Origin of the sequence: Bullifex sp. (assembly GCF_034103065.1) — a bacterium.
GTDB lineage: Bacteria > Spirochaetota > Spirochaetia > Sphaerochaetales > Sphaerochaetaceae > Bullifex.
Genome location: NZ_JAXEGN010000224.1, coordinates 1 through 8,549 on the forward strand (window position 1 = coordinate 1; position 8,549 = coordinate 8,549).

The following is an 8,549-nucleotide window of genomic DNA, read 5'->3' on the forward strand; positions in this document are numbered from 1 at the left end:
GGAATAAAGAGAAGCAATCCATATACAAAGTCAAAGAGACTTCTTTTGAGGCAGCAGGGACAAAACCCTTCAGTTATTGCCTATGCAGATAAGGGCTCTAAACGCATAAAACAGAAGATTGCAAAGTTGGAAAAGAATGGAAAGCCAGCAAATATTGCAACAATTGCAGGGGCAAGGGAACTGTCATGCTTCATTTGGGGCATGATGACTGGAAATATTGCATAGGAAGGTCATTATGAACAAGAAGGGAAAAGCATTGATTTTCAATAATGAAGTTTTCCTCATAATGGAAACAATGGTAACTACAGCCTAAGGGCTGACAAAATAGAGCTATGGGAAGAATATAAGGTAGGTAAGTGCATGATTCAGTCATCTTCGAACAAACTATGGGACTGAAATAAACTCCCGCTCTTAGACTGAAAGGGCTTTTGGCGAACCATTGACCTGTAGGTAACCAATCCACGAATAACAGAATGGTCAAGTGCCGAATAACTGACAGCCTATGTTCTTCCCAACACTCATTTAAAATATGTAAAACTTCTATTGACAAGAGGTCACATCATAACAGTTACCAAAATAGTTATTTTTATTGAGTTGAAAAATATTTATAACTTTAAATATGTATATTAACTTAAAATGAGTTATAATACAAAAATAGAGTTATAAATTGGGAGTATTAAAATGAAATATCTCGAACAGGTTTTAGGAATTGATGTTCAATACGAAAATATTCATTTAGAAAAAATACCAAACTATATAAGTGCTAGATATGATTATAAGAGAGTATCTCTAAATAGGATGAATGCTGTTTTCTTATATCCCAAAACCGAATTAGAACAGGTGATAACATTAAAAAAACATTTAGATACTGTTAAGAACATCGCTAACTGTCCAGTGGTAATAGTGCTTAAGCATCTTACATCACGACAAAAGGAGTATTTGATAAGAGAAAAAATAGCTTTTATTGTTGATGGTAAACAAATATATTTACCTTTTATGGCAATCTATCTTCAAGAACGCTGTGATGCACAAAAGATTACTAAGGACGTAATACTTCCCTCAGCACAACTACTTCTGCTCCATTTCATTTATAAAGGAGCAAAAGAAATGTATACTAGTCAGGCAGCAAAGGATTTATCTTTAACTCCTATGTCTATTTCTAGAGCTAGTAGACAACTCGAGAATATGGGCATATTAAAAGTACAGAAAAATGGAGTTCAAAAAAAATTACTTTGCGAAGAATCTCCAAAAGAACTGTTTAATAAGTCACAAGGCTTTTTACTTAACCCAGTAAAAAAGACAGTTTATGTTCAAAAAAAATTAATTGAGCCATACTTACTAAAAAGTGGCTATAGTGCACTATCAGAATATTCTTTTCTAAATACTCCTAATGTTGACTATTTTGCTTCTGATCAAATATCAAAATGGAATAACTTCATGTCAAACAATTTATTAGATTCCAAGACACAGGTAGCGATTGAATTGTGGAGATACAATCCTAAAAAGTTGTCTAAGACAAACATTGTGGATGAACTTTCTCTAGCACTGTCACTGCGGGAAGTAGCTGATGAAAGAGTTGAAGAAACAGTAGAAGAAATGCTCAATAATTTATGGAGGGAAATAGATGGTAACATGAATTGAGAGTTTTAAAGAGTGGTTTAAAGGGAATGAAGATCAGTATACTATTATCGGTGGAACTGCATGTGATATTTTGATGAGTGAAGAAGGTTTAGACTTTCGTGCAACAAAAGATATTGACATCGTGCTTATTATTGAAGCGGTAAATGTAGATTTTGGAAGAAAAATCTGGGACTATATAAAACAGGCAGGCTATGAACATTGTAATTCAAGTACTGGCATACCACGATTTTATCGTTTCACTCATCCATCTTCAAAAAACTATCCTAAAATGATTGAATTATTTACTAGAAAACTTGATACAATACAACTCCCAGATGATGCAGTGCTGACTCCACTGCCCATTGATGAAGATGTATCGAGCCTGTCTGCAATTCTCTTAGATGATGATTACTACGAATTTCTGAAACAGGGAAAAGTAACAGTTGCTGGTGTGTCGGTATTAAGTGCCTCATATCTAATTCCATTTAAAGCTAAAGCGTGGATTGACTTGACAAACCGTAAAGAAGCAGGAGAACAGATTGATAGTAAAAATATCAGAAAACATAAAAATGATGTATTTCGATTAAGTGAACTCATTGTTCCTTCAGACAGAATCATGACTCCTAAAGGTGTTTATGAAGATATACAATTATTCATTAAAAGAATGAAAAATGAACCTGTTGATGTAAAACAGCTGGGACTTATTGGACGAACAAAAGAACAGGTTATTGATGAAATAGCTCATTTATATTTCATGGAATGACTACTCTTTAAATAACTGTAAAATAAAATCTAACAGATTAAGGTGAAATCAATAAAAAAATACAATGACATCATTAGTAATATTTAAAGAAAATATAAAAAAGAATTAGATACAATTAGATTATTCATCAAAGCATTCTGAAAATTAAGGACGATATTCTGTGCTTTAATCCCTTCATGGTGATGATGCTTTAATTGAGTAGTAACAAACAACTTAGCTATATCATTTTAAATCGAGGGGAGCAAATGATTAAAGAATTAAATAAAATTAATTATAATATTCTTTTTGATAATAAAAAAAGCTAGCCACAACGATTAGCTGTGACTAGCAATAAATATTATTTTCCTACATCTCTTCCAAGCGTAATTGGTTTAGTTTCACTAAAGTTATCAACACTCTTTGTCTTTTCATAAAAGTGAGGCATTACCGATGCAATACCACCTTTTGTATAAAAGATATCATTTTCTTGTATTGGTAGCTTTACTGGTGCTTTTTCATAAGCGGACTTATAAATTGCAGTAATTAATTCAATAGTATTTCTACCTTGATGTCCATCAACTAAAAGCTCTTCTTCTCCAAGAATAGAACTTAAGAAGTTATTAATTAAAGCGGGATGTCCTTCCTCTTCAAGTGTGGATAATGATGCATATTTATTTTTAATTTTTTCACTTTCAACCAAATTCTCTTCAGGAAAACCATTAGCTAATGGTTTTGATGAATATGCTTCAAAAGGAACAGACAAACAGCCTTTAGTACCTTGGAAAGAAATAGACTGAAGTTCATTATGGTGGACAAGTGAAGCAGTAACTTCGGCAACTGCGCTAGGATATTGCAAGATTGCAATACCTAAATCCTCACATTCTGAGTTATGATGATTTAAGTTTGTTATAAAAGCTGTAACACTCTTAGGCATACCCATAATCCACTGCAATAGATCAATATGGTGAACAGCATGGTTTATTACACATCCACCAGATTCTTTTTCCCAAGTTCCTCGCCACCAAATATCATAGTAGTTTTCTCCTCGCCACCAAAGAGAATTAACAGTTGCAAACAAGACCTTCCCTATATCTCCATCTTCTATCATCTCTTTTATTTTCATGTGAGGTGTTTTAAATCTATTTTGAGCAACCGATGCTAGTGTGACACCATTATCCTTTGCTGCTTTTATCATTAAATCACACTCTTCAAGAGACGATGCTAAAGGTTTTTCGCAAAGGACATGCTTCTTTGCATTTAAAGCTGAAATGGAAACAGTAGCATGCATACTAGGAGGAAGACAAATAGAAACAACATCGACATCTTGTGATACCAAAGCATCATTGTAATCTTTATATGCCTTAGCACTATCAAGATTATACTCGCTTATTAACTTTTCACACTTATCAACAAACAAATCACATACTGCAACAATATTACACTTATCAGAGTGCTTGAGATAAGCTTGAATATGAACTCCGGCAATTGCACCAGCACCAATTATTGCAACACCTAATTTTTTCATTGTTCTATCACCTTTGCATTTTGCTGAGCAGTGATTGCCATTTCCATTACTCTTAAAATATAGTCTTGGCTCATTGCATTATCACTACCATTAATACAATCAAGAATCATTTTTCCAAAGAATGGATACCCAGCCTTACCTGCTGCACAAATGTGATGTTCTCCCTCGTTATCAACGTAGTAAACATGATCACCTTCGCTACTATTAGCTATATCAATATATTTTCTAATTTCAATATAGCCCTCAGTACCAATAATTAAGGTCCTACCATCCCCCCAAGCTCCTAAGCCACTTGGTGTAAACCAATCGACTCTGAAGTATCCGGTACAGCCATTATCAAACTCTAGATTTGCATCAGCAAAATCTTGGAAAGATGGATGATTTTTATGGTTATAGTTTGCCTTTCTACTTGAAACAACTTTTCCATTTTTAGCACCAGAATAGAAAAATATTTGTTCAATCTGATGGCATCCTATATCTGTAATGGTTCCACCATACTCATCTTCATTCCAAAACCAAGCTGGACGATTTTCCTCTGGCCCAACTCTATGAGGTCCCCATCCCATAACATTAATGACTCTACCAATTTTGCCTTCTTTAATTATCTTCTCAGCAAATACAGAAGCTTCGACATGTAAACGCTCGCTAAAGTATGTAAAAAATCTTTTACCAGTTTTATTACAAGTTTGCCTCACTTCTTCTAAATCACTTAGTGTTGTTATTGAAGGTTTATCAGCAAAGAAGTGTTTACCACACTTCATTGCTTTAATACCAATTTGTGCTCTATGTGATGCAATAGCTGCTGATGCAATCATATTAACATCTGCATTTAATACATCTTCTTCACAATTTGCAGCTTTAGCAGAAGGAAATTTTTCAATAAAAGCATCTATTTTTGATTTATCATTATCATAGACAATTAAAATATCTGCACCAGCTTCAGATAAGCCATTACACATTCCATAAATGTGTCCATGATCAAGGCCAATTACACCTACTTTGAAAGTTCCACTTTCAACTACTCTCTCTTGTTTTCCTTTAGGAGCATATGTGCTTCCATCACTTTTCTTTTGCACTTTATTCTCCTTTTAGCCGTAAATTAAATTAGGAAGACCTGTAACTATTCCTGGTACTAAGAAACAAAGTATCATACCTATGAATACTACAAAAATGTATGGTAAAAGTGGTTTTATTGACTTTTCCATCGGAAGCTTTGCAACACCACAGGAGATAAATAAGAAGGTACCAACAGGAGGGGTAATAGCACCAAGTTGCATTATAATTGTCATAATTACACCAAAGTGTACTGGGTCAAAGCCAAAAGAATTACCAATTGCTAATACTGTAGAAGCAAACATAGCGATAATTACAGTTGGATCTAAGAACATACCTAAGATGATAAATACAACAAACATAAAGCAAACTACAAAGAATTTTGATCCGAGCACATTAATTGCAAATGCTTGGATTTCAGATTGGAAGTGCAATCTTACTAAGACATTTGATAATACTCCAGCACCTACAATAGTCATATATACAACTGCTGTTGTAATTGCACTTTCAACTAAGATACCTGGGATATCTTTAATCTTTAAACTCTTTGTAATAAAGAAGCCATAGAATAATCCATAAAGAATTGCAAGTACACCAGACTCAGTTGGTGTTACGATACCAAAACAAATACCGGATAAAATAATTAATGGCATTATTAAGGCACCAATTGAATGATAGAATGTAACAGCTAAATTCTTAATTGAGAATTTAGTTCTTGGGATATCGTAATTTCTATGTTTATATTCTAAGTAAACTACTCCCATCATCATTAAGCCAATTAATATACCAGGAACAAGACCTCCCATAAACATTCTTCCAACTGGTATTTCTGTATAGTATGAGTAAAGAATCATACATATGCTAGGAGGGATAATTGGGGAAAGCATTGATGAACCAGCTGTAACTGCCACTGCATAATCTTTGTCGTAGCCTTGCTCTTCCATTGCAGGAATTAACATTCCTCCAATTGCAGCTGCATCAGCACATCCTGACCCTTGAATACCACCAAAAATCATGGATGTAAGGACATTTACGTGTCCTAGTCCACCTGGCATCCAGCCAACCGCACTGTCAGCAAACTTTACAAGTTTATTTGTAATTTTTGATTTTAAAATAATATTTCCAGCTGTAACAAAAAATGGTATTGCCATCAAACTTAAGCTATTAATACTTCCAAACATCTTTATGATTGAAAGCTGCATTGAGTTTCCACCAAATAAAAGGAAGATAATACCTGTAATTAGCAATGCCATAAAAATTGGGAAACCTAAGAAAATGAATGCTAGTAAAATTAAAAAAATCAATAACGTAGTAAGCATAACTCCTCCTTAGAATGATCCAGAGGATGCTTCGCACGCTTCCTCACTTTTCTTAGCAAAAGGATTTGATCCAAAGATCAAAATAAGTAAGTATTCATAGAACATATAAAAGCATCCAACTGGAATTGCTGAATAGAACCATGCATATGAAAGATGAATATTTTGTAAATAACTTCTCTTTTGGAAAATTGTAGTTTTAATTCCAAAGAAGAATAGATATGCAAGAGTTGCTAATACTATTAAGAGTGCAACCTTCTTTAATATTTTACCAACCTTCTCAGGAACATGGTTTTGCATAAAGCTCTCAAGACTAACATGTGAATTAGATCTAACCCCCATACTAGCTGCTAAGAAAGCAATCCAAATACCTGCCATCTGCATCAACTCATTTACCCAAGGAAATGGTCTAAATGATGATTCACTTCTAATTACGTATCTTAGTACGATGTTAGTCGTACACATACCTATAGTTGCAATCATAATAATTACGATTAGTACAACTCTAATAAGATTCAATATCTTATCGATTTTTTTTAAAATCTCCATATCTTTTCTCCTCCTAAAGAATGAGCCCGGAACTATAAATTAGTCCTAGGGCTCATACCACATTCTTAAAAAAGTCTATTAGTCAATAGAAGTGAGGACGTTGTAGAAATCAACCCAATTCTGGCCCTTAGAAAGATACTGCTGAGTCATACCGGAACAAGCTGCTTTCCAATCAGCGATATCTTCAATAACTGTAACTGTAACACCCTGACTCTTCATGTGTTCAAGAGCTGCAGTCTGGTCAGCATCATCAATCTGTTCCTGATAAGCTGTAGCTTCACGAGCACATTCAACAACGATATCTCTTAAGTCAGCAGGAAGACTGTTAAGCCATTCTGTGTTGAAGAAGTAGTATACACATGCGATGATATGGTTTGTGATAGCGAGGTACTTACCATTATCTTGGAATGATGAAGCGTTAAGTGAGCTTGGAGAACCTTCACAACCATTACATACCTTCTGCTGCATAGCTGTGTAGATTTCGTTCCAGTCCATTGTGATACCAGCAGCGCCTAAACTTTCAAACATTGAAATATAAACTGCATTAGGACCTCTCATAATAAGGTTCTTCATATCTGCAAGCTTTGTTACAGGTACGTTTGTAAGAATATCTCTTGACCCCTGTGACTGACCACACATGGCTGTAAGGCCTAATGAATTAACCATTTCATTTACTTCTGGTTCAACAGCCTTCATTACACGGCGATACTGGTCATTATCTTTAAAGAGGAATGGGAATTCAAAAAGTAGGAGAGGTTCACATCCTTGGTATGCACCAGGACCTGTTCCAGGAGCTGCAAGAACGAGCTCAAGATCACCAAGCATTGCCATTGATACTTGTTCAGCTTGGTTACCAAGCTCTGCACCATGGTTACATGTAGCTTGAATTCTACCATTACTCTTTTCATTTACAAGTTCAACAAACTTTGTAAGCCCCTTACCTACTGTACTTGTAGCAGCAAGGTTGGTAGAAGCGCGAAGTGTGTAAGTTTTTGAAGTCTCTGATGCACCCTGTGCAAATAGAGAACCAGCAAGAACCATAACCAATAAAACAGTTAAAAACTTTTTCATTTTTTTCTCCTTTTGTTTAAAACACAATATTAGGATACCCCCCTAATTCTGATAAATCAACAACAATATACTAAAATATTAGTATGAAGAAAAACTTGGTTAACAAGTAAAATTTGCTAACATGTTACAAACAATAACTTACTCAAATTTTATTAGAATAATGCTTATGAAACAGATTATTTTTTAGAGTGATAATACTATTAACTGCTTAAAAATAAATATACTAAGAGTCTAAATCAGACAGGGATATGAAAATAATCAGAATAATAGCTACCGTATCAAAAGAGTAAAAAGATATGGGATTTACACCAATAGCATTCAGACCTTATAGACAGCAAACTAAATGTAATGCTTATCATGAGTTACTTAATGGAGGTGAACAAAAATAGCTTGTTAATAACTACATTTTTATTTTGGAATATTTTGACATTTTTATATTGCAATTTACAAATTAAAGAAGTAAAAAAACTCAAAAGCTAAAGGAAGATATAGAAGAAAATCTAGCTGTAGTAAAGACTATAATTCTTCAAAAAGAGTTGGAGATGAAGAATATACTCTGGATACTTTCCCTAATATTTATAATGAAGAGGTAGACAATATGAAGTGACCTCCCATAAAGAATTGCAGATTCGTGAATTCTGCGAGATACTTGGGAAAGAAATAACACCAAGCA

Annotated in this window: 7 protein-coding genes and 1 pseudogene; 3 read left to right on the forward strand and 5 right to left on the reverse strand. The window is 34.1% G+C overall.

What is annotated here, in order from left to right; translation table 11 throughout:
- From SOY52_RS08705 to SOY52_RS08715, 3 genes and pseudogenes are all read left to right on the forward strand, one after another.
- Positions 1–225, forward strand: a pseudogene (locus SOY52_RS08705) (IS110 family transposase); the annotation flags it as partial.
- A 456-nt stretch (positions 226–681) separates the two neighbouring features.
- Entirely contained in the window at positions 682–1,641 is a 960-nt protein-coding gene (locus tag SOY52_RS08710) for a hypothetical protein (RefSeq protein WP_320848566.1), read from the forward strand.
- A gap of 73 nt (positions 1,642–1,714) precedes the next feature.
- Positions 1,715–2,383 (forward strand): hypothetical protein, encoded by a 669-nt coding sequence (locus SOY52_RS08715; RefSeq protein ID WP_320848567.1) that lies wholly within the window; start codon positions 1,715–1,717, stop codon positions 2,381–2,383.
- Positions 2,384–2,720: 337 nt separating this feature from the next.
- Here the strand turns inward: SOY52_RS08715 and SOY52_RS08720 are convergent, their stop codons facing one another.
- The 5 genes from SOY52_RS08720 to SOY52_RS08740 all read right to left on the reverse strand — a co-directional run bounded on the left by SOY52_RS08720 (position 2,721) and on the right by SOY52_RS08740 (position 7,876).
- Positions 2,721–3,887: a Gfo/Idh/MocA family oxidoreductase gene (locus SOY52_RS08720; protein ID WP_320848568.1), complete on the reverse strand. Its 1,167-nt coding sequence runs from the start codon at positions 3,885–3,887 to the stop codon at positions 2,721–2,723.
- Entirely contained in the window at positions 3,884–4,963 is a 1,080-nt protein-coding gene (locus SOY52_RS08725; protein ID WP_320848569.1) for a Gfo/Idh/MocA family oxidoreductase, read from the reverse strand. The genes SOY52_RS08720 and SOY52_RS08725 overlap by 4 nt, the downstream gene beginning before the upstream one ends.
- A 12-nt stretch (positions 4,964–4,975) precedes the next feature.
- Positions 4,976–6,259, reverse strand: coding sequence for a TRAP transporter large permease (locus tag SOY52_RS08730; protein WP_320848570.1), 1,284 nt, complete (start codon positions 6,257–6,259; stop codon positions 4,976–4,978).
- Between the two features lie 9 nt (positions 6,260–6,268).
- On the reverse strand, positions 6,269–6,805 hold the full coding sequence (locus SOY52_RS08735) for a TRAP transporter small permease (protein ID WP_320848571.1): 537 nt from the start codon (positions 6,803–6,805) through the stop codon (positions 6,269–6,271).
- A gap of 78 nt (positions 6,806–6,883) precedes the next feature.
- Positions 6,884–7,876, reverse strand: coding sequence for a TRAP transporter substrate-binding protein (locus SOY52_RS08740; RefSeq protein WP_320848572.1), 993 nt, complete (start codon positions 7,874–7,876; stop codon positions 6,884–6,886).
- Positions 7,877–8,549: the final 673 nt, after the last annotated feature.

Bases quoted from the DNA above. Each gene is read 5' to 3' on its own strand.
- SOY52_RS08710 (WP_320848566.1), top strand. From the start codon at position 682: ATGAAATATCTCGAACAGGTTTTAGGAATTGATGTTCAATACGAAAAT.
- SOY52_RS08715 (WP_320848567.1), top strand. From the start codon at position 1,715: ATGAGTGAAGAAGGTTTAGACTTTCGTGCAACAAAAGATATTGACATC.
- SOY52_RS08720 (WP_320848568.1), bottom strand. From the start codon at position 3,887: ATGAAAAAATTAGGTGTTGCAATAATTGGTGCTGGTGCAATTGCCGGA.
- SOY52_RS08730 (WP_320848570.1), bottom strand. From the start codon at position 6,259: ATGCTTACTACGTTATTGATTTTTTTAATTTTACTAGCATTCATTTTC.
- SOY52_RS08735 (WP_320848571.1), bottom strand. From the start codon at position 6,805: ATGGAGATTTTAAAAAAAATCGATAAGATATTGAATCTTATTAGAGTT.
- SOY52_RS08740 (WP_320848572.1), bottom strand. From the start codon at position 7,876: ATGAAAAAGTTTTTAACTGTTTTATTGGTTATGGTTCTTGCTGGTTCT.